Raw genomic sequence first — 22,652 nt, forward strand, 5'->3', positions numbered from 1 at the left:
ATCCGCCAGCCCGCAGGTCGGCGCGGGCGCAGACTGGAAGGGTGATTGACGAGGAGACGGGATACGGAGCCGTACGCAGCCGGGACGCCCGGTTCGACGGGGCGTTCTTCTTCGCCGTGCGGACGACGGGCATCTACTGCCGCCCCAGCTGCCCGGCGGTGACGCCGAAGCGGCAGAACGTGCGCTACTACGCCACGGCCGCCGCCGCGCAGGGTTCCGGGTTCCGGGCCTGCCGCCGGTGCCGCCCGGACGCCGCGCCCGGGTCCGCCGAGTGGAACGTACGCGCCGACGTCGTGGGCCGTGCGATGCGGATGATCGGCGACGGGGTCGTCGACCGCGAGGGCGTCGCCGGGCTCGCGGTACGGCTCGGCTACAGCGCCCGCCAGGTGCAGCGGCAGCTCACGGCGGAACTCGGCGCGGGACCCGTGGCACTCGCCCGCGCCCAGCGGGCCCACACCGCACGGGTGCTCCTGCAGACCACCGAACTGCCCGTCACCGAGATCGCGTTCGCGGCCGGCTTCGCGAGCGTGCGCCAGTTCAACGACACGATCCGGACCGTGTACGCGGCCACACCGACCGGGCTGCGCACCGCCGCGCCCCGCGGTGGCACGCGACCGGTGTCCACCTCCTCCGCGCCCACCCCTTCCGCGGGCGTCCCGCTGCGCCTCGCCCACCGCGGCCCGTACCAGGCCGCCGCCGTCTTCGACCTGCTCGGCGCCGAGGCCGTACCGGGCATCGAGGAGGTGACGGGCGACCCCGGGTCCCGTACCTACCGGCGGACCCTGCGGCTGCCCTACGGGACGGGGATCGCCGCCGTCGGGGAGCGGCCGGCGGACGCGTCCGCCCACAGCGGCGGCTGGCTCGACGCCCGGCTGCATCTCACCGACCTGCGCGACCTCACCACCGCCGTGCAGCGGCTGCGCCGCCTCTTCGACCTCGACGCCGACCCGTACGCGATCGACGAGCGGCTCGGCACGGACCCGCGGCTCGCCCCGCTGGTCGCCGCCAGGCCGGGACTGCGCTCGCCCGGCGCGGCCGATCCGGAGGAACTGGCCGTACGCGCGCTCGTCGGCCCCCGCGAGGCCGGGCGGCTCGTGCGGGCGTACGGGAAGGCGCTGGACTCGCCCTGCGGGACGCTCACGCACGTCTTTCCCGAGCCCGCCTCCCTCGTGGAGGCCGGCAACGACGGCGGTACGGGCGGCACCCTGGCCGCCCTCGCCGCGGCTCTCGACGGCGGCGGCCTGCGGCTCGACCCGGGCGCCGACCGGGAGGCGGCGCGGGCCGCACTGAACGCCCTGCCCGGCCTCGACGCCCACGTCGTGGCCGTCATCCGTACCCGTGCGCTCGGCGACCCCGACGTGGGCCCGCCAGGAGCGCCGGTCCCCGACACCTGGCGGCCGTGGCGTTCCTACGCCCTGCGGTACCTCGAAGCGGCTGCCCGACCGGAAACAACCCAGCCGGAAGGCGAAGACAAGTGACCACGTACCACACCTCCCTCGACAGCCCCGTCGGTGAACTCCTGCTCACCGCCGACGAGTCCGGAGCGCTGACCTCCCTGTCCGTGCCCGGTCAGAAGGGCGGACGCACGGTCGGGCCCGACTGGCGGCACGCGCCGGAGCTCTTCACGGAGGCCGAGCGGCAGCTCGCCGCGTACTTCGCCGGTGAACTCACCGAATTCCGGTTGCCGTTGCGCACGAGCGGCACCGAGTTCCGCGAGAAGGTCTGGGACGCCCTCGACTCCGTCCCCTACGGGAAGACCACCACGTACGGCGAGATCGCCGCGCGCATCGGCGCCTCGCGCATCGCCGTACGGGCCGTCGGCGGAGCGATCGGCGCCAATCCGCTGCTGATCGTCCGCCCGTGCCATCGCGTGATCGGCGCCGACGGGTCCCTCACCGGGTACGCGGGCGGGCTGGCCCGCAAGGTCCAGCTCCTCACCCTCGAAGGCCGCTGAAGGGCCGCCCCCCCCGGGGGGGGCCTACTCCTCCAGACCCCAGCTGTGGATCCGCCGGGGATGGACGCGGATCAGCTCCTCGCTGAAGTGCGGGCCCAACTCGTGCGGTCCGGTCAGGAGTTCGGCCTCCCCACGGATGTCCACTCCGCGCACCTTCCAGGGCCGCAGGCTGACGATGTCGTCGATGACGAGACCGACCTTCGGATTCTTCTGGAGGTTGCGCCACTTCTTGGTGGTTCCCATGGCATAGCCGCCGATGAGGATCGTCCCGTCGTCCTGCGGGAAGAAGCCGACGGGGTTCGCCTGCGGCTGGCCGTGCTGGTCGACGGTGGCGAGGCGGCCCAGCCGCTGGGATTTTAGGTACGCCCGTTCGGCTTCACTGAATGCGGTCATGTCAGCAGCCAAACACGGTTTTCCCGCCCTCCGCACCGGATCCTGACCCCGGGCCCCGGCACCTGTACCCGCGGGCCCCATTCGGGCTCCGTCGGTGGAAGGCAGGAACGCATGGTCGAGGTCGGACGAGTCGCGGTCGGACGAAGAGACGCCTGCCGGGCCCTGACCGCCGTGGCCGGCGCGCTGGTGCTCACGCTGACGGGCACGGCCGTGGCCCACGGAGGCCCCCCGGCCACCGCCGACCGCGCGGGCACGCGCGCCGCGCCCCGGCACTGGACCGGCACCTGGGAGGCCGCCGCCTCCGGCACCGCGGCCCCGCTCCCCGGCGCCTCGATCCGCAACGTCGTCCGCACGAGCGTCGGCGGTACGGCCGTCCGCGTACGCATCTCCAACCGGCTCGGCACCCTGCCGCTGGTGCTCGGCGCGGCCACTCTCGCCAAACAGCGGCCGAACGCGCCCAAGAGCCCCGGCGCCGTATCCGGCACCATGCGCACCCTCACCTTCGGCGGCCGGAAGAAGATCACCGTGCCGGCCGGCAAGGACGTCGTCAGCGACCCCCTCACCCTGAGCGTGCCCGCCGCCACGAACCTCCTCGTCACCCTCCACACCCCCGGCGACTCGGGCCCCGCGACCTACCACCGCGACGCGCTGCAGACCAACTTCCTCGCCCTGGACGGCAATCGGGCCACGGAGGTGAGCGGCGCGGCCTACAAGGCCACGACCACCTTCTGGTACTACGTGACCGGCGTCGACGTACTCCGTCCGCAGGCCCCCGGCAGCGTGGTCACGCTCGGCGACTCCCTCACCGACGGCTCCGGCTCCACACCGAGCGCCAACCGCCGCTGGCCCGACCGGCTCGCCGAACGGCTCCGCGCCCTGCCGGCCGAGCGGCGGCAGGGCGTACTGAACGCGGGTGTCGCCGGGAACCGGCTGCTGCTCGAAGGGCGCGGGCCCAGCGCGCTCGCCCGGTTCGACGCCGATGTGCTCTCCCGCACCGGGGTGCGCACGCTGATCGTGTGGGAGGGCGTCAACGACATCAAGAGCGCGCCGAACCAGACCGACCCGGCCGCCCTCGGAGCCGCGTACCGCGAGATCGTCCGGCGCGCCCACGCCCGAGGGATCCGGGTCGTCGGCGCCACCATCACCCCGTTCGGCGGCCACGGCAGCCACACGGCGGCCCGCGAGCGCGTACGCCGGTCGGTCAACCAGCTCATCCGCACCGGCGGGCTCTTCGACGCGGTCGCCGACTTCGACGCCGTGGTCCGCGACCCGTCCCGGCCGGACCGGATGCGGGCCGCCTACGATCCCGGGGACCACCTCCACTTCAACGACACGGGCATGCGCGCGCTGGCCGACAGCATCGACCTCACCGACCTCACCGACCTCGCCGACCGCTCCCGGTGACGCGGTCAGCCCCAGATGACGGCTCCCAGCCACGCCCCCGCGATCAGCAGACAGGCGAACAGCTCCACCAGCACGCTGGTCCCGCCCTGCCGCATCACCCTGCGCGTGGAGGCCAGTGCGTCCCCATGGCCGCCGAGCCGCAGCCGTTCGGAGAGGTAGGCGCCACCGACATAGCCGGGTATCGCGCCGAGCACCGGCACGACGAAGAAACCGAGCAGCGCCCCGACGCCCGCGTACACCGCCATTCGGGGGGTGGCACCGCTCGCTCGCAGCCGGCGCGGCGGCAGCCACCAGCGGATCACCCGGGCCACGAGGAGAACGGCGGTGGCGCCCACCAGCACACCCCAGGAGAGCGCCCGGGGATCCTCGAACGCCCACCACAGGACCGCGGCCCACACGAGCCACGACCCCGGCGCGCCCGGCACCAGCACCCCGCTCAGGCCGAGCAGCAGCACCACACCGACCAGCAGGAGTTCCCACGCTCCCATCTGCCCAGGGTGCCCCAGGACGGGGGAACCCGCAGGTCAGCCCCCGGCCGGTAGCGCGGTCTAGCCCTGCTCGCCCCGGGCCACCCAGCCCTTCTCGTACGTGTGCCAGCCGAGCTGGAGACGGGTCGTCACGCCCGTCAGCTCCATCAGCCGCTTCACCCGGCGCTGCACGGTCCGCAGCCCCAGGTCGAGCTGTTTGGCGACGCTCGCGTCGGTCAGCCCGGCCAGGAGCAGGGAGAGGATCTCCAGGTCGGTGCCGTCCGGCCCGTCCCGCTCCTCCTCGACGACAGGGGCGGGCCCGCCGGGCGTCGCGCGCACACCGAGGCGCAAGGGCAACGCGTCCCGCCACACCGACTCGAACAGACCCGACAGCGATTCGAGCAGCCCGCTCGCGTGGACCACGAGCGCGGCGGGCTCCAGGGCCTGCGAGGTCAGCGGCACCATGGCGAGGGCCCGGTCGACGATCACCAGCTTGGTCGGCACCTCGTCCACGACCCGTACGCGCTCGTCACGGCCGAGGGCCGCGGACAGTTCGGCGATACCGTCCGGCAGGTGCAGGACCGACCGCTCGACGACCACGCGGTAGCGGACGCCCCGGTCGGCGGCCTGCTCCTCCGCGTCGTTGTCCGTCCCCGAGACGACGACGGGGTTGCCGGTGACCAGGGCGCACACCTCGTCGCTCGCGCCGAGCTGGAGCTGCAGGAAACGCTGGGCGACCGCGGCGGCGCCGGTCACCACCTCCACCAGGTCCACGGCGGCGGGTTCGGTGGCCTGCGCGCGGTACTCCTCGGCGAGCAGCGCCGCCGTCAGCTCGGCCTGGTCCAGTTCGTGGCGCCGCTGGGTGAGCAGCGCGCCGAGCGCGACGCCGGGCGGCGCGGCGACCCAGCGGCCGGAGCGCGCCGACGACTGGGCGGCCAGCCCGTGCCGCTCCAGTCTGCGCAGCGCGCGTTCCGTGTCGTGCTCGCCGAGCGTGAGCCGCCGTGCGAGATCGGGCACGTCGGCGGCGCCCACGGACACCAGGGCCCGGTACGCGGACTCGTGCGTGTCGTCCAGTCCCAGTGCTGCCAGACCTGTCGTTGCGAGCATGCGGCGCCGCCCCTCCCCGAACACCGGCCGTGGCGGAAAACGGCCACGGCGTAAAACCGCCTCGGCACATCATCGCCGTACGGTCCGTGTCTCTGCCAAGGTGGCGCGGGGACGGTACGGGGCACCGGCCCCCGCGTGGACCGGCGAGGACCGGCCATCGACCGGGAGAACGGCACTCAGGCGGATATCCCGGACGCCAGGTGGAACCCGTCCGGTGCATCCTGTGCACCCTGCGCACGGGGTGCGCACAGCCCGGCCTCAGGTGGGCAGGTCACACTCGGGGCCGGAGCGGCCGGTTCCGTGAGGGATCCGGTCATACAGGCGCCGTCGGGTGGTTCTCCCGTGGGGGGTGGGACTGCCCGGCGGTCCCGTATCGCTGGTTTTTCCCGATGCCCCGTTTTCATCCGGCCTCAGCGGTGGACAATTACGGGCATGAGCCAGCAGGGGGAGAGGCCGACCGGTCAGCAGGACGACTGGTGGGGACAGCTGTACGACGACTCCACGGGAGACACCGGCCCGGCGCCCGCACCGGACTCCCTGGACGACCGCTTCGCCTCGGCGACCGACACACTGGGCACACCACCCACCCAGACCCCCGGCGTCCCCCCGCCCCGCGAGGAGCGCAAAGAAAACCACGCCCCCGAGCCCCATCAGGGCCGCAGGGAACGGCGCGACCAGCCCCCACGACCGGCACCCGACACACAACCGGGCGGTACGCCCCCGACCGGCTCGGCGGGCCCGAGCAGCGGTCGTGCAGACGGGCCCGGTCAGGGGCGCGGGGAACGGCGCGACCAGCCCCCACGACCGGCACCCGACGCACAACCGGGCGGTACGCCCCCGACCGGCTCGTCGGGCCCGAGCAGCGGTCGTGCAGACGGGCCCGGTCAGGGGCGCGGGGAACGGCGCGGCCAACCCCCACGACCCGCACCCGACGCACAACCGGGCGGTACCCCCACGGACGGCCCCGCGGGCCCGAGCAGCGGTCGCGCAGACGGGCCCCGTGAGGGGCGCGGGGAACGGCGCGGCCAACCCCCACGACCCGCACCCGACACACAATCCGGCGGTACGCCCCCACCCTGGTGGCCCCCGAACACCCCCGTAGCGGAAACCCGGCCGAACCCCACAGGCCCCCGCGCCGCGGACCCCCGCACCCCCGCCGAAGCCGGAGGCTCAGGCTCAGGCTCAGAGACAGACCCCCTGTGGCGCAGCGGACTGCAGCGTCAGCGCGCCCCGTGGGAGGCCCCTCCCGCGAGCCCCCCGGGCCCGACCACCTTCCAGCAGGGCCAGGGCCAGGCCATGTCCACGGAGGTTCCCCCGCCCGCCGCGGAGTCGGAGCCGCAGGCGCCGACGCGCGCGGAGGCTACGGACCCCGGCAGCCGTCCCCCCACCTGGCCCCAGGCCCCCGGCGGCCCCCCGACCATCGGGCCCCCACCCACCGTGGGCACCCCACCCGTCCGCCCCGACACCCTGCTCGACGTCCCCGTCGGCAAGCCGTCCGGCCAGGGCTACCGGGGCGATCAGCCAGATCAGCCAGATCAGCCAGGTCAGCCAGATCAGTCAGATCTGCCCGAGCGGCCCGCCCTCCGCGTGCCCGAAACCCCCACCCCCGTCGACCACGTCGGCTCCGGCCCGCCCACCTACGACGCCGAACCCACCGCGCTTCCGCCCGCCGACCCGGACGACCTCGACGACCTCGTGGCCGACACCGTGCTGGACGGGGCGTCGTACGGGACGTACACCCTGCGTGCCGTGTCCGTGCGCGGGGACTCCGCCCGGTTCCGGGGCGAGCCCCGCAGGGACTCCCTGCTCACCGCCCGTTTCGGTACGGGCGACGACGCGCTCGTCCTGGTGGCCATGGCGACCGGCGCCCGCGCCACCCCCGACGCCCACCGTGCCGCCGCCGAGGCCTGCCAGTGGATCGGCAGGGCGGTGGGCCGCAGCCACGCCCGGCTGGCCGAGGACATCAGGGCAGCCAGGCGCGGCGACCTGAAGTCGGGCCTGCACCGCCTCACCGACCGCAGCCTCGGCAGACTGCGGGCCGGCGCGGTCGAGCGGGGCGTGGAGCCCGAGGAGTACACCGCGAGCCTGCGCTGCCTGCTCCTGCCCGCCGACCCCGAGTGCCGTACCCGCGTCTTCTTCGGCGTCGGAGCGGGCGGCCTCTTCCGGCTGCGGGACGGGGAGTGGCAGGACATCGAACCGCGCGTCGCCGACACCACGGGCGAGGCGGTCGTCGGCTTCGGATCGCTGCCTCACGGGACAGCCCACGGGACCCCGCACGGGACCCCCCACGAGCCACCGCGCGACGCACCCCACGAGACGCCCGACGGCGACCGTCTCACCATGGACCTGAACATCACCACACCCCCCAGCCCGTACGAGCCGGCCCCCGAGCCGCCGCCCCGCGACCCCTTCCGTTTCCGCGCCTCCGTCGCCCGCCCGGGCGACACGCTCCTGCTGTGCAGCGGCGGGCTCGCCGAACCCCTGCGCGGCGAGCCGCGTCTGGTCGAACACCTCACCTCCCGCTGGTCGGGAGGCGAGCCGCCGGGCGTCGCCGCGTTCCTCGCGGACAGCACGGTGCGGGTCAAGGGGTACGCCGACGACCGGACGGCCGCCGCCGTTTGGGAGGCGTAACCGCGCCCGCTGTGAACAGATGGGACCTGAGGGGATCCCGTGACAGCGATCGTCAGAGCGATCGACAGCAAAGGGCGTGTGACTCATGGCCAAGCAGAACGTCGCCGAGCAGTTCATCGACATCCTCGTCCGCGCCGGTGTCAAACGCCTGTACGGAGTCGTCGGCGACAGCCTCAACCCGGTCGTCGACGCGATCCGGCGCAACTCCGCCATCGACTGGATCCATGTCCGGCACGAGGAGACGGCGGCGTTCGCGGCGGGCGCCGAGGCCCAGATCACCGGCAGTCTCGCCGCCTGCGCGGGCTCCTGCGGCCCGGGGAACCTGCACCTCATCAACGGCCTGTACGACGCCCACCGCTCCATGGCTCCCGTGCTCGCCCTCGCCTCGCACATCCCGTCCAGCGAGATCGGCCTCGGCTTCTTCCAGGAGACCCACCCCGACCAGCTGTTCCGTGAGTGCAGCCACTACAGCGAGATGATCTCCAATCCGCAGCAGATGCCCCGCCTCCTGCAGACCGCCATCCAGCACGCGGTCGGCCAGGGCGGCGTGAGCGTCGTGACGCTGCCCGGCGACATCGCCGACCAGCCCGCCCCGGACAAGGCCGCCGAGACCGCCCTCGTCACCTCCCGGCCCACCGTGCGCCCGGGTGACACCGAGATCGACAAGCTCGCCGCGATGATCGACGAGGCCGACAGGGTCACGCTCTTCTGCGGCAGCGGGACGGCGGGTGCGCACGCCGAGGTGATGGAGTTCGCCGAGAAGATCAAGTCCCCGGTCGGGCACGCCCTGCGGGGCAAGGAATGGATCCAGTACGACAACCCGTACGACGTCGGCATGAGCGGACTCCTCGGGTACGGCGCCGCCTACGAGGCGACCCACGAGTGCGACCTGCTGATCCTGCTGGGCACCGACTTCCCGTACAACGCCTTCCTCCCCGACGACGTCAAGATCGCCCAGGTCGACGTACGCCCCGAGCGGCTCGGGCGTCGTTCGAAGCTTGACCTCGCGGTGTGGGGCGATGTGAAGGAGACCCTGCGCTGTCTCACCCCGAGGGTGAGCCCCAAGACCAACCGCCGCTTCCTCGACAAGATGCTCAAGAAACACTCCGCGGCGCTCGACGGCGTCGTGAAGGCCTACACCCGCAAGGTCGACAAGCACGTCCCGATCCACCCGGAGTACGTGGCCTCCGTCCTCGACGAACTCGCCGACGACGACGCCGTGTTCACCGTCGACACCGGCATGTGCAACGTGTGGGCGGCCCGCTACATCACCCCCAACGGCCGCCGCCGCATCATCGGTTCCTTCTCGCACGGCTCCATGGCGAACGCCCTGCCGCAGGCCATCGGCGCGCAGTTCACCGACCGTGGCCGCCAGGTCGTCTCGATGTCGGGCGACGGCGGATTCTCCATGCTGATGGGCGACTTCCTCACGCTCGTCCAGTACGACCTGCCGGTGAAGGTCGTCCTCTTCAACAACTCCTCGCTCGGCATGGTCGAACTGGAGATGATGGTCGGCGGGCTGCCTGCGTACGGCACGAGCAACAAGAACCCCGACTTCGCCGCCGTCGCTCGGGCCTGCGGCGCCTACGGCGTACGCGTCGAGAAGCCCAAGGAGCTGGCGGGCGCCCTGAAGGACGCCTTCAAGCACAAGGGCCCCGCCCTCATCGACGTCGTCACCGACCCGAACGCCCTGTCCATCCCGCCGAAGATCAGCAAGGAGATGGTGACGGGCTTCGCCCTGTCGGCGTCCAAGATCGTCCTCGACGGGGGAGTGGGCCGCATGGCGCAGATGGCCCGCTCGAACCTGCGTAACGTGCCCCGGCCGTAGGCGACGTGCGATGTGCGCCGTGCGACGGATCGCGGCTCCGGTCGTCAGTCGGCGGGGACCCACTTGCGCTCCGAGCCCTCCGTTCCGTACCAGTAACGCGGCAGGCCCTTGATGGCGCTCGTACGGAACGGACGGCCGTGGTCGTCGATGCGGGCCGTGCCGGTCCGGCCCTCTGAGGACCAGTCCAGCTCCAGGTACCAGTCGCAGCCGCAGTTCTCCGTCTGCGCGGTGACGAGCAGGACCTCCGGGTCCGAGGCCGACACCCGGTAGGGCATCCGCACGGCCGGGATCGGCGTGCCGGTGTCGTTGCCGGGTACCGCGCGGGCGATCGGGCGGTCCTTGTCCAGGTCGACGGCGAAGGAGCGCGGGGTGATCGAACCGCCGCAGCCCTGGTCCATGGCGTACACCGTGCCGGGATCGGGGGCGGTACGGCCGACCACCCGGACCCGCAGATCCGTCAGGACGACGGCGGTGGAGGTCCGGCCCTGTACGGAGATCTCGACATTGGTCTCCCGCCCGTGCACCGCGCCCTGGGTCGCGGCCCAGGTCCCGGCGTCCTGCGGGGCGGGCGGCGGCGGGACCTGCCCCGGGTCCTTGCGGATGACGTAGTCGTGGCCGCAGCCGAGCTTCCAGGCCTGCGAGTTGGCGGTCCAGGTGAGGGGCGCGGAGACGCTTCCGCCGCCGTTGGTCTTCTGCTTCCCCTTGGTGCCCTCGGTGCCCTTCGAGCTCGAAGGCGCTCCGTCACCGGGGGACTTGGACGCCTTGCCCTTGGCGCCGGACGAGGGTGAGGCGCCGCTCCCGCTGGGGGACGGGCTCGTCGACGGGCGGTGGCGGGTGTCCGAGGTGGCCGTCGTGGGGGACGGTCGGACGGTTCCGGAGGCGCCGTCGGAGGACCGGTCGCCGGAGAGGGCCGACAGGCTGCCCAGCATGAGAAGCAGCGCGGACGCCGCCGCGACGGTGACGGTGATCCGCCGCCGGTACCAGGCGGGGCGGGGGTGTGGCACTCCGACTCCGGCTCCAACTCCGGCTCCGACTTCGGCTCCGGTGGCGGGGACGGCGTCGGACACGAGGCCGTCGTCGGTGGGGTCCGCCTTACTCGCGGAATGCGGCTCGTCCGGCTCGTCCGGCCCGTCCGACTCGCTCGGCTGCGGTCCGTCGTCCTCCGTCGGGTCCGGGGCCGGGCTCTCGGACGGACCGGGCGTACGGGGCCGCTGCCGGGCCGCGACCGCGAGGATCCACCGGCGGTGCAGTTCGAGCCGTTCGTCCGGGGTCGCCCCGCACAGTACGGCGAACCGCTCCACGGGTGCGAAGTCGAGCGGCACCGCGTCGCCCGCGCAGTAGCGGTGCAGCGTCGAGGTGTTCATGTTCACCCGGCGCGCCAGGGCACCGTAACTGCGGTCCGTCCGCGCCTTCAGACGTCTCAGCAGTGCCGCGAACTCCTCGACGTCCTCGTCCCGAGTCGACACCGTTCCCCCGTACTGGTCGTCCGTACTGGTCGTCGCCCCGGCCGAGGGGCCTGTCCCGGCCCGGGACGAGCATCCCAGGCACTCCATATACCTGCACGTCAGGAGGGATGGGATGGTTCCACGGTGGTGGAAACGGCGTCTCCTGTTGCGTACGCCCCGAGTGACGGCTGATGCTTCTGGTGTCGCACCGACCGCCGCCGGACCGACCAGCCGGCGGCAGCCCACGACGGGCCCTCGCGACACCACCCACCACTTGTGCAGGCGATTCGCCATGCACGCGGAACGACCGTGCGCACAGATCGTGCAGGCATACAGACCACAGGGGGACATCCAATGAGCAAGCGCACCCGAGGCGTGGCGTTCACCGCACTCGCCGCCGCGGCCCTCGCCGTCGGTACGGTACTCGCCGGCCCGGCCGGTGCCGTCGTGAACACCTCGGCACCCGTCTCGGTGACGTCGAGCGGCACACCCAAGTTCCTGTCGGCCGCCCAGCTGCCGCCGCACCCCTCCTCCGCCTGGACGGCGGGCAAGGTCACGCCCGGTGTTCCCGACGAGCTGGTGTTCTGCCTGGAGGACGCGCTGCCGGGCTACGACTCCTCGTACCGGGACTTCCGTACCGACCTGGAGACCAACGCCCAGCAGCTGACGATCGTCGTCGGCAGCAACGCGAAGGCCGATGCCCTCGCCAAGCGGCTGAACAAGGAGATCAAGGCCTGCGCGGCCAAGGCGGAGCAGGCCGACCCCGAGGTCGAGGCCACCCTGAAGGACTACGGCACGCTGCCGGTCGAAGAGGGTGCCCACGTCTACGGGGTGCACACCGGTACCACGTGGGGCGCCACCGACATCAACCTCTACTCGGTCGGCCGGGACGGCCGGGCCGTCACCGTCGTGAAGTGGGGACAGATGGGCGACTTCTCCGACGCGCCCGTGAAGGCCTTCAAGAAGACCACGACCACCGCGGTCAACAAGCTCTACTGACCGCCACCTGAGCCGGGGCCGCCCTCACGCGACGGGGGTCGAGAGGGCGGCCCCGATCGGTGCGACCGACCATCGCGCCGGACATGACCTGAGATCAGCATCAGAACGGGGAGCACGGACCGATGAACAGCAGCAACAGCAACAACAGCAACGCCACCGGCACCACCGCACACCGGCGGGGACGCCGTGCCGCCCTGATCGCCGGCCTCGTCGCCGCGACCGCACTGCCGCTCGCGATCACCGCGTCGGCCGAGGCGACCTCGGCCGGGACGACGGCGCGGACCGCCGCGCTCCGCCCGGTCAGCGGGCAGCCGTCGAACTCGGTGACCCGGATCGCCGACTTCTACGGCGCGTACATCGACGCGCAGGCCGGGCCGGGCGAGGGCGGGAACCTGGTCACCGAGCTGCGGAAGTACTACGTCGACGCCGACTACCTCACGGAACTTGAGGCCTGGGAGGACGAGAACCACGCGGACGGCGTCCTGCGGGCCCAGAACGTGCCGGCGAAGTGGACGGTCACCGACAACGGCAAGGCGGACCACTCCGAAGCGGTCGTGACGATGACCTGGGGGGACAGGACCACGACCAGGCTCGTCGTCGACATGAACCGTGACCACGAGATCATCCACATCGGGGACAAGGGGATCGCCGGCAAGTAGGCGCAAGGGGATCGGCGGCAAGCAGGCGAAGTAGCGGCCGCGGAAGGCCGACTCGCGCAAGGCCGACTCGCGTACGGCCGGTGCGGCAGATGGCTGTCGGCGGATGGACCGAGCGCCCACGACCGTTCCGCCAGCCGGAGACATCGGAGCGAAGCGGTGTGCGCCCGTCCGGTACACCGCTGCCCGGCGCGGCAGCTGGACAGCGTCGTCCCCCGGGCGGGGCCCGTCTCCGGCGCCCGGGGCGCGACCGGCGCGGGCGGGCGTCGGCGGGACAGCGGCACCACGTTCGGCGGTCCGCCCGCCGCGGACCGTCCACCGGTCGACCGGGGCCCTCCGCCTCACCAGTGCGTTCTCCGGCCGTCTCGGCGGGGGGCGTACGCGATCCGCCGCGCGACCCGCGCCGACCGGTGTGTGCCGCGCTCGCCCCGCCCACCGCCTCTCGCCGTCGGCGGGGCCTTTCCGAAGGCTTCGCGGGTGTGATCCACCGCCGGCCGGCCCACGTCGTACGGCCGTCAACGACTCACGTACGGCCAGTTATTGAGGAATCGACATGACTGCCTGGTTTCCCGGCGGGGCATGCATTCCGTGAACGTGTTCGAGCAGGAGGGGTACCGAGAGCGGCGGGGGTCATGAAGAGGTATGCGCGAGGAGGCGGTCCCGTCTTATCCGGGGCCTTCTCGGCGGAGACGGTGAATTCGGCCACGACCGTGGAGGACACGGCGAACACGGCGGAGATCGCGTTCGATCAGCAAGGTCTTCAACAAGGTCTTCAACAAAACCTTCAGGAAGGTCTTCAGGAAGGCTTTTCGCATCTCAGGCGCAGGCTCCGGCGCTGCGATCTCCGGGCCGTGCCCGAGGTCCGCAGGGCGCTGCGTGAGCTGCTCGCCCACTGGGGGAGGCCCGGCAGGTCCGAGACGGCGGAACTGCTCACCAGCGAGATCGTGACCAACGCGCTCGTCCACACCGATCAGGAGGCGCTGTTCACAGCGACCGTCGGCCCGCGCGGACTGCGGGTGGAGGTGCGGGACTTCGAGGGACGCAGGCCGAGGCTGCGGATACCGAACGCGGACGAGGGCACGCACGGCAGGGGTCTGATCCTGGTGCAGTCGCTCGCCGACGCGTGGGGCGTACGCATGCACGGGGTGGGGAAGGCGGTGTGGTTCGAACTGGATGGGGGCGCGGCATGAGATGCCGCGCCCCCATCCAGAGTCGAGGCCGTTGAGAAGCCCCGGGTCCCGCTCAGCCGAACTGCTGCTCCAGGTCCTTCAGCTTGCGCTCAAGGGAATCGAGTCGAGGGAGGGCCATTGTGTCGTCCTCCGCGGTGAGATCGACTGTCCCCGAGTCCCCGCTTCGTCGGACCGGCTGCAACGAGGGTCGGGCGCGTGAAGGTAGTTCCGGCGTTGATATGGCAGGCTCCGAAGCGACCTGGGTGGCCGCTTGGGCCGGCTGGAGTTCCGCCTGACGGCCACCACGGCCGAGGGCGCCGCGGTGACCGCGGGTGATCGCCTTGATGCGGGCGCGGTCCAGCTTCTCCTGGTCGCGCCGGCGCAGGCGGTTCTGCTCCTTCTCGCGCTTGTCCTCGCGCACTTCCTCGACGGCCTCGTCCAGGCTGCGCACGTTCTCAAGGAGCATCAGCGACCAGGCGCCGTACGTCTCACGAGGGGCGCGCAGCCACCGTACGATCCGGATCTGGGGCAGCGGCCGGGGCACCAGGCCCTGCTCACGCAGAGCGGCGCGACGGGTCTGCTTCAGCGCGCGGTCGAACAGGACTGCGGCCGACAGGGACATGCCGGCGAAGAAGTGCGGAGCGCCCGCGTGGCCGAGGCCCCGGGGGGCGTGCACCCAGTTGAACCAGGCGGCGGCGGCCGCGAACGTCCACACGAGTATGCGGGAGCCGAGCGCCGCGTCACCGTGGCTGGCCTCGCGCACCGCGAGCACGGAGCAGAACATGGCCGCGCCGTCCAGGCCGAACGGCACCAGGTACTGCCAGCCGCCGGACAGGTTCAGATTCTGCTCGCCGAAGCCGACCAGGCCGTGGAAGGAGAGTGCGGCGGCGACCGCGGCGCAGCAGAACAGCAGGACGTAGGAGGCGGTGCCGTAGACGGCCTCCTTGCGCCTGCGGCGTTCCTCGGTGCGCTCCCACGAGTCCTCGGCGTGGGTCTTCTCCCCGGCGCGCTTGCCACGCGCGAGCACCGCAACCGCCGCCAGCAGGCCCAGGAGCAGCACGGCGCCGGGTAGCAGCCAGTTCAGCGATATGTCGGTCAGTCTCATCTGGGGTCCCTTGCATTGGGATAGGGCGTAACGCCCGTCATAGTGGCCCAATCCCGCGGGTCCTCAGGGGGTTTCGGGGCAAGAGGCCGCCAAGAGAGTGCAAGGGGATGCGCGTGGGCGGCATTCTCCTCGAACTGCCGCTTGAGGAGCGGGAGTTGAGTTCGAGTTAGATTACCCGTACGGGTGGTTCCACGGAAAGTTCCTGCGCCAAGTGAGGATATTGTGAACCAGCCGTGACCTCAGTGCCCGCGTCCATGGCAAAGAACCCGGGACCAGGCCGAGTTGATCTTACTGGACGCGGAAGGTGATCTCGCGCGGGGCTCAGGCCGCCGCCGCGGCCGTCTCCGCCGCCTCCGCCGATCGGGCCGCTTCCGCTGCGTGGGCCGTCTCCGCGGCCGGGGCGGTCTCCGCCGTCCGGGCCGTCTCGGCCGTTTCGGCCGACTGGGCCGTCAGTTTCGCGATGCGCACGGCCTCGGTGTTGCGGGGGCAGTTGGCGCAGGTGTCCTCGGCGTCGAGGGTGTAGTAGAAGCAGCAACTGGCCCGGTCCCGGGTGGGCAGGCACTCGCCGTTCGAACCGGTCACCTCACGGAAGCCGGCCGTACCGACGTACGGCTTGACGGTGCCGGGGAACAGCTGCTCCAGCTCCCGCGTCGCGCGCTCCTGCTCGCCGAGCAGGCCGGCGACGTAATGAAGGCTCTCGACGACCTCGTCGGTGGCCATGGCCCACAGGGCGCGGCCCCGGCGCCTCATCCGCGGGCCGAAACCGCTCAGGACCGGCTCCAGATGCTCGGCGACGGAGGCCCGCACCTCGGCGCGCAGAGCCTCTTCGTCCCGGACGACGCGGGCGCCGGGCAGTGTGGCCGCCGGGTCGTCCGGCAGGCAGGCGAACTCGCCGACCCGCACCGCGATACGGCCGGGCATGCGCTGGAAGGTGACGTCCTGTACGGGGAATCGGGGGACGCGGCGCAGCACGAACCACGGAACCGTGATCAGCAGACAGGCCGGCCAGGCGTACCGGTGCAGACCGAAGCTGGCGATGACGTCCGGGCGGGCCCGCCGGCCGTGGTCGGCGAGCACCTGCTCGTCGTCCCACGCGAGATAGGTCTCGAACTCGGGTCCCGCCTCCGCGAGCCTCGCGACCCCGACCCGCCCGTCGCCCGTCGGGGCGGGTTCGCCGGGGGCGAGCTCCGTCACACCCAGGGCCGGGAACACCTCGGTCATCCGCGTGTACGCCTCGGTGAGGGCCGAGCGGGCCGGGGCCGGAGCGGACATGCGGGGACCCCGTTTCTCGATCTTCGACAGGTAAGGCTTACCTTACCCGATAGGGTCGAGGTTTACCCTGTTCTGTCGGGGTCACGACGGACCCACCCGACATGGCCACCCGCACACCCACCACCAGCGCCGGCGCCAGCCCGGAGGAGGCTCCCGTGGAGAAGACCGGTTCGCGTGGTCAGTCCGAGGGTGCTGCCCTGCGGGTGCCGCCGCAGGGACGCTCGGAGAGCCGTGGCGGCGGCAGTGGTGGCGGTACGTGGCAGCCAGGGGCCGGTCGGGGCGAGGCCTCCCGGGGCGGCCCCGCTGCCGTGACTCCGGCGGCTCCCGCCGCTCCCGTCGCGCACGCGGCCCGCGGTGAGCACACCCACAGCGAGACTCCGATCCCCCAGCCGCGGGTGACGCGCGAGGGCGTACCGGACGCCCATGCGACCTCGGCTTCGACCTCGACCTCGGCTTCGGCTTCGGCCTTGGCGTCGGGAGTCCTGGGTGGTCCCGGGCGCGCCCCGGCATCAAGCGGAGCGCCGGGGGCTTCCGGCGCTGCCGAAGTCCCGGAGGCCCTGGGTGGGCCGGGCGCCACCGGTGACCGCGGTACGCCGTCGGGGCGCCGTGTGCCCGATGCCCGTACGGCCTCGGTCGGCCCCGTGTCCGGGCCCGTCTTCGCCGTCGCGGCTCCTCGGCCCGTGATTCAGCGGGTCTCCGTCCGCGGGCAGGTTCTTGACGCGTTGCGGTCCGCCCTCGTCGCCGGTGACCTCGCGCCCGGTGAGGTCTACTCCGCCCCCGCGCTCGGCGAACGCTTCGGTGTGTCGGCGACCCCCGTACGCGAGGCGATGCAGCAGCTCGCGAACGAGGGCGCGGTCGAGGTCGTGCCGAACCGCGGCTTCCGTGTGATCCGGCGCGGGGCCCGTGAACTGGCCGAGCTGGCCGAGATCCGGGCCCTCGTCGAGATGCCGGTGATGCTGCGGCTGACCCGTACGGTGGCTGCGCCCTGCTGGGCGGAGCTGCGGCCGCTCGCCGACGCGACCGTGGCTGTGGCGGGCACCGGTGATCTCGCGCGCTACGCCGAGTCCGACCGGGCCTTTCACTCGGCGGTGCTTGCCTTGTCGGGCAACCGTCAGTTGGTGCAGCTCGCGGACGACCTCCACCGTCGTGCCCAGTGGCCGATGGCCGGGGCGCCCGGTCGGCGTCCGCGTGCCGACCTTCTCGCTGATGCGGCTCAGCACACGGCGTTGCTGGACGCGTTGTCCGACTCGGACGTTTCGGCTGCGCAGGCGTTGATACGGGAGCACTTCGCGGGCGTGTAGCGGGTCCCCTCCGGGGGCGAGGGTGGGGTCGGGGTCGGGGTGTCGTTCGTCTGCGGGCCCGGTGGGGGCTGGTCGCGCAGTTCCCCGCGCCCCTAAAGGACGGCGGGTCTGCGTGTGCGGCGCTTGGAAGAGCTGGCGGGTCCGTGTGACCCGTACCCCTAAAGGACGGCGGGTCCGCGTGTGCGGGGCCCGGAAGAGACGGCGGGTCCGTGTGCCCCGCGCCTCTGAAAGACGCCGGGTCCGCGTGTCCGGCCCCGCCCCGAAGAGGCAGCGGGGCTCTGTCGGGTCCGTGTGGGCCGTGCCCTAAGCGGTTGCGGGCGTGGGTGTCATGCCGTGGCCGCAGGGGGCGTCAGTTGGTCCGCCAGCCATGTGGGTACTCCTCCCAGGAGTTTGAACAGGCGGCCCGCCTCCGCCCGGAGTCGGGCCGCCTCCGGTTCGGTCTCCGCGTCGGCGAGGGACGCCAGCGCCGGAGCCGTACCCACCAGGTAGCCCAACTCCTCACGGATGCGCAGGGATTCGGCGAAGCCGTGCCGCGCCTCCGCCAGCTCGCCCTCGCGCAGCGCGAGTCCCGCGAGGTGGCGCCAGGTGAAGGACAGCAGCAGCGGGTCGTCGTGCGCGGTGGCGCCCGCGTGGGCCCGGCGATAGGCCGCGCGCGCGGACTGCGGCGAGTGCGCCAGGTTCTCCGCGAGCAGCCCGCGCCTGAAGTCCAGCAGCGCCCGCCCCTTGGCGCCCGGCGCGATCAGGGCCGCCGCCCGGCCGAGCGCGGCCCGTGCCTCGTCGGCGCGGTCGCGGACCGCGAGCAGCGTGGACGCGTACGCGAGCTGCCCGCGCTCGCACGCCGCCGCCCCCCGCTCGTCGTCGCTCTGGGCCAGCGCCTCCGCCGTACGCAGCGCGTCCTCCGCCTCCGCCCAGCCCTGCTCGGTGTAGAGGCAGCGTTCGACGAGGAGTGACGCTCTCTGGAGAGCCGCCGATGCCGTGTTCGGTTCCAGGAGGGCCGCCGCGTCGGCCCAGCAGGCGCGTGAACGCAACCGCCATACCGCGGTCTGGAGTGGATCGTCCCCTGCAGCAGTTCCGTAACCAGACATGGCGGGATACGCCACGTTGCCCTCCCCGAGCACGCCATTGAGCTGTTGAGTGGTGGCGGCATCTCAGCACGAATCAGCGCGCCCGGCCAAGGGGGTGGGTGAAGGATTTCACAAAGTCGTGGGGCGGAGAAGAGACTTGACGCCCGTCCAGGGCTCCCGATCACACCCCGACGGCGATGGCCGCGCCGCCCGCAGCGCTGTGACCTCAGCTCATCCGCAGCGCGAGGAAGAAGTCCAGCTTGTCCTCAAGGCGGGAAAGATCTCGGCCCGTCAACTGCTCGATACGCCCGACCCGATAGCGCAGCGTGTTGACGTGCAGATGCAGCCGGGCCGCGCAGCGCGTCCAGGACCCGTCGCAGTCGAGGAACGCCTCCAGCGTCGGGATCAGCTCGGCGCGGTGCCGCCGGTCGTACTCGCGGAGCGGGTCCAGCAGCCGCGCCGTGAAGGCGCGGCGTACGTCGTCCGGCACGAAGGGCAGCAGCAGTACGTGCGACGCCAGCTCCTGGTGGCCCGCCGCGCACACCCGCCCGGGCCTGGCCGCGGCCACCCGGCGTGCGTGCCGTGCCTCCTCCAGGGCGCCGCGCAGGCCCTCCGCCGAGTGCACGGCCGCGCTGACGCCCAGCGTGAGCCGCCCGTCGCCGTCGAGCCCGGCCGACAGCGGCTCGCGTACGGCCGCCAGGATCGCGTCGGCGAGCAGGCCCGTCTCCGAGCCGTCGTGCTCCGAGGAGACGGCGGGCAGCGGGACGAGCGCGACGGCCTCGTCACCCGTGTGGGCGACCGCGATCCGGTCCGACGGCTCAGGGCCCGACGACAGCGGGTCGACGAGGATCTCCTCCAGGAGCGCCTGCGCCACCGGACCGCCCGCCAGTGCGCCCGCCGGCGCGCCCGCGGGCCCCTCGGCGCGTCTTCCCCCGGCGGCGGACTCGGCCGGGAATCCCGCGGGCCCGCCCTTCACCTCGTCCCATTCGACTCGCGCGACCACGACCTGCCAGTGCGGGGCCGCGCCCAGCCCCGGCAGCAGCACGGGCGCCGCGACCCGCAGCCGCGCCGCGATCTCAGCGGGCGCGGCACCGGTCTGCACCAGCTCAAGCACCTCCTGCGCGAGCCTGCGCCGCACGGTGCGCGCCGCGTCCCGGCGCTCCCGCTCCACGGCGATCAGCTGCGTCACGCCCTCCAGCAGGTCGAGCCGCTCCTCCGGCCAGTCCCCGGCGTCCGCCTCGACCGCGAGCAGCCACTCCGACAGCACCGTCTCGCGTACGTCCCGGGCACCCGCCGCCGTACCGCGTCCGCCGCCGCGGACCGGGAACAGGGAATACGTGGCCGGGCCCACCGTCACCCGGTGCGGGCCGCGCCGGCCCGTGCGGACGGCCGCCAGGTGCTCACCGGCCAGGGTGGTGCACACATGGGCGGGCAGCTCGGTCTCCGCGAGCCGTGAGCCCGCGATCAGGCGCCCGGCGGGGGAGAGCACCCAGGCCCGCAGGTCCAGGTCGGAGCCCAGCAGGTCCAGGACCACGTCCGGGCCGCCGCCCGCCGGCCCGGAGGTCATCATCCGGCGGTGCCGGTCCACCACGGCCGCCAGGTCCCCGGCGCGCTCGCCCGACACCTGCCGCACGACGTGCTCGGTGATCGTCGCGAAGGCCACCGACTCGTTGACGGCGAACAGCGGCAGCCGGTGCTGCGCGCAGGCCGCCACCAGATCGTCCGGGACCGGGCCCAGCTCGGCCTCGCCCGCGGCCAGTGCCGTGACCCCGGCGCCCGCGAGGAGCCGTACGAAGGGCTCGGAGTCGGCCGGGCCACGACGCCAGGCGAGACCGGTGAGGACCAACTCACCGCCCGACAGATAGCGACTCGGGTCCCGCAGGTCCGTGGTCATCACGCCACGCACCGTCCGGTCCAGCTCGTCCTGGCCGCCGAGCAGCCGCAGGCCCAGCGCGTCCGTGTCCAGCAGTGCGCGCAGCCGCATCTCGTCGCCGCCGTTCTGTCTCGAAAAATTACGATGGATGGGGAACCGATGGAGGAGGTCGAACCGATGAAGGGGAGAGAGGAAGAGGACGGAGGAGGACTCATTCCGGCCGGTGGCCGGCGCGCAGCGGGCTGCGTCTGACGTTTCCCGGGGAAAGCCAAGAGGTTACTGATGACTTCCGTTCATACGAATCTACAAGATGCGCGCCCTGGCCAGCCAACTCCTTCATGGTTTCGGTGACTGACCCCGTTGGTGGAACGGGCTGTGTACTGACTCCCATCCACGTGAACACCTCATGAACGAGCCTGGGCCGCCGCACACGATCTGGCTTGATCAGCACCATCAACGAGACGAAGAAGAGAGCCGGTCATGGACTTCCTTCGCCCCGCCAGCTGGGAGGAAGCGCTCGCCGCGAAGGCAGCGCATCCCACAGCTGTGCCGATTGCGGGTGGCACCGACGTGATGGTCGAGATCAACTTCGACCACCGCCGGCCCGAGTACCTGCTGGACCTCAACCGCATCGGCGAGCTGGACGACTGGGAGGTCGGCGAGGAGTCGGTCCGCCTGGGCGCCTCGGTCCCCTACTCGGCGATCATGGACAACCTGCGCGGCGAGCTGCCCGGCCTGGCCCTGGCCTCCCACACCGTGGCCTCCCCGCAGATCCGCAACCGCGGGGGAGTCGGCGGCAACCTCGGCACCGCCTCCCCGGCCGGTGACGCCCACCCCGCCCTCCTCGCGGCGGGCGCCGAGGTCGAGGCCGAGTCCGTCCGGGGCTCCCGGCTGATCCCGATCGACGCCTTCTACACCGGGGTGAAGCGCAACGCGCTCGCCCCCGACGAGCTGATCCGCGCCGTCCACATCAAGAAGGCGGACGGCCCGCAGCAGTACTCCAAGGTCGGCACCCGCAACGCCATGGTGATCGCGGTCTGCGCCTTCGGCCTCGCCCTGCACCCCGCCACCCGCACGGTCCGCACCGGCATCGGCTCGGCCGCGCCCACGCCCGTCCGGGCCAAGGCGGCGGAGGAATTCCTGAACGCGGCGCTCGAAGAGGGCGGCTTCTGGGACAACGGCAAGATCATCACCCCGTCGGTGGCCAAGCAGTTCGCCGAGCTGTGCTCCGGCGCCTGCAATCCCATCGACGACGTCCGGGGCACCGCGAGCTACCGCCGCCACGCGGTGGGCATCATGGCCCGCCGCACGCTGACCTGGACCTGGGAGTCGTACCGCGGCACCGCCGCCCGCACGGAGGGAGTCGCGTAATGCGCGTCAGTTTCACGGTCAACGGCCGTCCGCAGGAAGCCGACGACGTGTGGGAGGGCGAGTCCCTGCTGTACGTGCTGAGGGAACGGATGGGCCTGCCGGGCTCGAAGAACGCCTGCGAGCAGGGCGAGTGCGGCTCCTGCACGGTCCGCCTGGACAACGTTCCGGTGTGTTCCTGTCTGGTCGCGGCCGGGCAGGTCGAGGGCCGGGACGTCGTCACGGTCGAGGGCCTGGCGGACTTCGCCAAGCAGCGCGAGCAGCACGGCGGCTGCGCCTCCGAGGCCTCCGGAGCGTCCGCGGGCCCCGGCGCCTGCGGTACGCCCCTGGACGCGGCCAAGCGCTGGGAGGCGCGGCCCTCCGACTCACAGACCGGCGAGGGCGCCGAACTCGCCCCCATCCAGCAGGCGTTCATCGACGCCGGAGCCGTCCAGTGCGGCTTCTGCACCCCCGGCCTGCTGGTCGCGGCCGACGAGATGCTGGAGCGCAACCCCACCCCGACCGACGCGGACATCCGCGAGGCGCTCTCGGGCAACCTCTGCCGCTGCACCGGCTACGAGAAGATCATGGACGCGGTCCGCCTGGCGGCCGCCCGTCAGGGAGAGGCGGTCTGACG

19 protein-coding genes are annotated in these 22,652 nt (G+C 72.7%); 11 read left to right on the forward strand and 8 right to left on the reverse strand.

The genetic code is table 11. The features are described 5' to 3' along the window. The first annotated feature begins 44 nt into the window (after positions 1-44). Positions 45-1,478, forward strand: a complete 1,434-nt coding sequence (locus C6Y14_RS11640; protein WP_107016929.1) for an AlkA N-terminal domain-containing protein — start codon at positions 45-47, stop codon at positions 1,476-1,478. After that, complete coding sequence (locus C6Y14_RS11645) at positions 1,475-1,954, forward strand: methylated-DNA--[protein]-cysteine S-methyltransferase (RefSeq protein WP_107016528.1); 480 nt, start codon at positions 1,475-1,477, stop codon at positions 1,952-1,954. Before C6Y14_RS11640 ends, C6Y14_RS11645 begins: the two co-directional genes overlap by 4 nt. 24 nt (positions 1,955-1,978) lie before the next feature. On the opposite strand, the gene C6Y14_RS11650 is transcribed toward C6Y14_RS11645, so the two are convergent. After that, positions 1,979-2,347 carry a PPOX class F420-dependent oxidoreductase gene (locus C6Y14_RS11650; RefSeq protein ID WP_107016529.1) on the reverse strand — a complete coding sequence of 123 codons (369 nt, stop codon included), beginning with the start codon at positions 2,345-2,347 and terminating at the stop codon, positions 1,979-1,981. Positions 2,348-2,458: 111 nt separating this feature from the next. Here C6Y14_RS11650 and C6Y14_RS11655 point away from each other — a divergent pair, with 111 nt between their 5' ends. Beyond that, the gene (locus tag C6Y14_RS11655; RefSeq protein WP_107016530.1) at positions 2,459-3,751 is read left to right on the forward strand and encodes an SGNH/GDSL hydrolase family protein; all 1,293 of its coding nucleotides are present in this window, start codon (positions 2,459-2,461) and stop codon (positions 3,749-3,751) included. A 5-nt stretch (positions 3,752-3,756) separates the two neighbouring features. On the opposite strand, the gene C6Y14_RS11660 is transcribed toward C6Y14_RS11655, so the two are convergent. Then, positions 3,757-4,239: a DUF456 domain-containing protein gene (locus tag C6Y14_RS11660; RefSeq protein ID WP_107016531.1), complete on the reverse strand. Its 483-nt coding sequence runs from the start codon at positions 4,237-4,239 to the stop codon at positions 3,757-3,759. 60 nt (positions 4,240-4,299) lie between these two features. Beyond that, positions 4,300-5,325, reverse strand: a complete 1,026-nt coding sequence (locus tag C6Y14_RS11665) for a helix-turn-helix transcriptional regulator (protein ID WP_107016532.1) — start codon at positions 5,323-5,325, stop codon at positions 4,300-4,302. A 1,437-nt stretch (positions 5,326-6,762) separates the two neighbouring features. Here C6Y14_RS11665 and C6Y14_RS45835 point away from each other — a divergent pair. Beyond that, a complete protein-coding gene (locus tag C6Y14_RS45835; protein WP_404828768.1) occupies positions 6,763-7,956 on the forward strand; it encodes a protein phosphatase 2C domain-containing protein in 1,194 nt (397 codons plus the stop codon). 85 nt (positions 7,957-8,041) lie between these two features. Next, positions 8,042-9,784, forward strand: coding sequence for a pyruvate dehydrogenase (locus tag C6Y14_RS11675; RefSeq protein ID WP_107016534.1), 1,743 nt, complete (start codon positions 8,042-8,044; stop codon positions 9,782-9,784). 44 nt (positions 9,785-9,828) lie between these two features. Here the strand turns inward: C6Y14_RS11675 and C6Y14_RS11680 are convergent, their stop codons facing one another. Then, positions 9,829-11,250 carry a helix-turn-helix domain-containing protein gene (locus tag C6Y14_RS11680; protein WP_225891021.1) on the reverse strand — a complete coding sequence of 474 codons (1,422 nt, stop codon included), beginning with the start codon at positions 11,248-11,250 and terminating at the stop codon, positions 9,829-9,831. A 333-nt stretch (positions 11,251-11,583) separates the two neighbouring features. Here C6Y14_RS11680 and C6Y14_RS11685 point away from each other — a divergent pair, with 333 nt between their 5' ends. The 3 genes from C6Y14_RS11685 (at position 11,584) to C6Y14_RS11695 (ending at position 14,074) form a co-directional block, all read left to right on the forward strand. After that, positions 11,584-12,228: a hypothetical protein gene (locus C6Y14_RS11685; protein WP_107016536.1), complete on the forward strand. Its 645-nt coding sequence runs from the start codon at positions 11,584-11,586 to the stop codon at positions 12,226-12,228. Positions 12,229-12,350: 122 nt separating this feature from the next. Beyond that, positions 12,351-12,887, forward strand: coding sequence for a hypothetical protein (locus C6Y14_RS11690; protein ID WP_107016537.1), 537 nt, complete (start codon positions 12,351-12,353; stop codon positions 12,885-12,887). Between the two features lie 848 nt (positions 12,888-13,735). After that, positions 13,736-14,074 (forward strand): ATP-binding protein, encoded by a 339-nt coding sequence (locus C6Y14_RS11695; protein ID WP_225891022.1) that lies wholly within the window; start codon positions 13,736-13,738, stop codon positions 14,072-14,074. A 52-nt stretch (positions 14,075-14,126) separates the two neighbouring features. On the opposite strand, the gene C6Y14_RS11700 is transcribed toward C6Y14_RS11695, so the two are convergent. Then, positions 14,127-15,158, reverse strand: a complete 1,032-nt coding sequence (locus tag C6Y14_RS11700; RefSeq protein ID WP_107016539.1) for a DUF2637 domain-containing protein — start codon at positions 15,156-15,158, stop codon at positions 14,127-14,129. A gap of 321 nt (positions 15,159-15,479) precedes the next feature. Continuing rightward, positions 15,480-16,430, reverse strand: a complete 951-nt coding sequence (locus C6Y14_RS11705; protein WP_107016540.1) for a (2Fe-2S)-binding protein — start codon at positions 16,428-16,430, stop codon at positions 15,480-15,482. 467 nt (positions 16,431-16,897) lie between these two features. Here C6Y14_RS11705 and C6Y14_RS11710 point away from each other — a divergent pair, with 467 nt between their 5' ends. Beyond that, the gene (locus C6Y14_RS11710) at positions 16,898-17,731 is read left to right on the forward strand and encodes a GntR family transcriptional regulator (protein ID WP_404828785.1); all 834 of its coding nucleotides are present in this window, start codon (positions 16,898-16,900) and stop codon (positions 17,729-17,731) included. A 326-nt stretch (positions 17,732-18,057) separates the two neighbouring features. Here C6Y14_RS11710 and C6Y14_RS11715 read toward each other — a convergent pair whose 3' ends face one another. Continuing rightward, positions 18,058-18,831, reverse strand: coding sequence for a hypothetical protein (locus C6Y14_RS11715; protein WP_107016930.1), 774 nt, complete (start codon positions 18,829-18,831; stop codon positions 18,058-18,060). Between the two features lie 190 nt (positions 18,832-19,021). Continuing rightward, positions 19,022-20,779: a PucR family transcriptional regulator gene (locus C6Y14_RS11720; RefSeq protein ID WP_107016542.1), complete on the reverse strand. Its 1,758-nt coding sequence runs from the start codon at positions 20,777-20,779 to the stop codon at positions 19,022-19,024. Between the two features lie 369 nt (positions 20,780-21,148). On the opposite strand from C6Y14_RS11720, the gene C6Y14_RS11725 reads away from it, so the two are divergent. Further along, complete coding sequence (locus tag C6Y14_RS11725; RefSeq protein ID WP_107016543.1) at positions 21,149-22,039, forward strand: FAD binding domain-containing protein; 891 nt, start codon at positions 21,149-21,151, stop codon at positions 22,037-22,039. Further along, positions 22,039-22,650: a (2Fe-2S)-binding protein gene (locus C6Y14_RS11730; protein WP_107016544.1), complete on the forward strand. Its 612-nt coding sequence runs from the start codon at positions 22,039-22,041 to the stop codon at positions 22,648-22,650. The genes C6Y14_RS11725 and C6Y14_RS11730 overlap by 1 nt, the downstream gene beginning before the upstream one ends. Positions 22,651-22,652: the final 2 nt, after the last annotated feature.

The organism is Streptomyces dioscori (assembly GCF_003024195.1).
GTDB lineage: Bacteria > Actinomycetota > Actinomycetes > Streptomycetales > Streptomycetaceae > Streptomyces > Streptomyces dioscori.

Bases quoted from the DNA above. Each gene is read 5' to 3' on its own strand.
- C6Y14_RS11700 (WP_107016539.1), bottom strand. From the start codon at position 15,158: ATGAGACTGACCGACATATCGCTGAACTGGCTGCTACCCGGCGCCGTG.
- C6Y14_RS11660 (WP_107016531.1), bottom strand. From the start codon at position 4,239: ATGGGAGCGTGGGAACTCCTGCTGGTCGGTGTGGTGCTGCTGCTCGGC.
- C6Y14_RS11720 (WP_107016542.1), bottom strand. From the start codon at position 20,779: ATGCGGCTGCGCGCACTGCTGGACACGGACGCGCTGGGCCTGCGGCTG.
- C6Y14_RS11685 (WP_107016536.1), top strand. From the start codon at position 11,584: ATGAGCAAGCGCACCCGAGGCGTGGCGTTCACCGCACTCGCCGCCGCG.
- C6Y14_RS11725 (WP_107016543.1), top strand. From the start codon at position 21,149: ATGGACTTCCTTCGCCCCGCCAGCTGGGAGGAAGCGCTCGCCGCGAAG.
- C6Y14_RS11665 (WP_107016532.1), bottom strand. From the start codon at position 5,325: ATGCTCGCAACGACAGGTCTGGCAGCACTGGGACTGGACGACACGCAC.
- C6Y14_RS11705 (WP_107016540.1), bottom strand. From the start codon at position 16,430: ATGTCCGCTCCGGCCCCGGCCCGCTCGGCCCTCACCGAGGCGTACACG.
- C6Y14_RS11730 (WP_107016544.1), top strand. From the start codon at position 22,039: ATGCGCGTCAGTTTCACGGTCAACGGCCGTCCGCAGGAAGCCGACGAC.
- C6Y14_RS11655 (WP_107016530.1), top strand. From the start codon at position 2,459: ATGGTCGAGGTCGGACGAGTCGCGGTCGGACGAAGAGACGCCTGCCGG.
- C6Y14_RS11650 (WP_107016529.1), bottom strand. From the start codon at position 2,347: ATGACCGCATTCAGTGAAGCCGAACGGGCGTACCTAAAATCCCAGCGG.
- C6Y14_RS11690 (WP_107016537.1), top strand. From the start codon at position 12,351: ATGAACAGCAGCAACAGCAACAACAGCAACGCCACCGGCACCACCGCA.
- C6Y14_RS11675 (WP_107016534.1), top strand. From the start codon at position 8,042: ATGGCCAAGCAGAACGTCGCCGAGCAGTTCATCGACATCCTCGTCCGC.